Source organism: Rubneribacter badeniensis (assembly GCF_002899695.1).
In the GTDB taxonomy this organism is placed as follows: Bacteria; Actinomycetota; Coriobacteriia; order Coriobacteriales; family Eggerthellaceae; genus Rubneribacter; species Rubneribacter badeniensis.
Map to the genome: position 1 here is coordinate 1 of NZ_PPEL01000190.1, position 528 is coordinate 528.

Sequence of the window (528 nt, forward strand, 5' to 3'; positions counted from 1 at the left end):
CGGCGATGATGGCGTCGGGCTTGAGCGACAGGGCGCGGGCGATGGCCACGCGCTGCCGCTGGCCGCCGGAAAGCTGCCCCGGTAGCGCGTCGAGCACCGATCCCGGCAGGCCCACCATCTCGATGAGTTCCTGCACGCGTGCCTCGCGCGAGGCCTTGTCGCCGATCTTGTGCACCACGAGCGGGTCCATGAGCTGGTCGTGCACGCTCATGCGGGCGTTCAGGGCCGTGGCCGGGTCCTGGAACACCACCGAGATCACGCGGCCGATGAGGCGGCGCTCGGCGGCGGTGCGCTTCGTCACGTCCTTGCCCTTGAAGAACACCCTGCCCGACGTGGGCTGCTGCAAGCCGCACATGACGTTGGCCGTCGTGGACTTGCCGCAGCCCGATTCGCCCACGATGCCCAGCGTCTGTCCCGGCATGAGTTTGAGCGTGAGCCCGCGCACGGCCTGCACCTTGTTCGGGTGCAGGATGTAGCCGGTGCGCGTCTTGAACGTCACGCGGATGTCATCGAGGAAGATGATGGGGG

Annotated in this window: 1 protein-coding gene; it reads right to left on the reverse strand. The window is 68.4% G+C overall.

Going from position 1 to position 528, the window contains the following annotated elements; translation table 11 throughout:
• The coding region (locus C2L80_RS13595) for an ATP-binding cassette domain-containing protein (protein WP_338049483.1) at positions 1–499 on the reverse strand (499 nt) is incomplete at its 3' end.
• Positions 500–528: the final 29 nt, after the last annotated feature.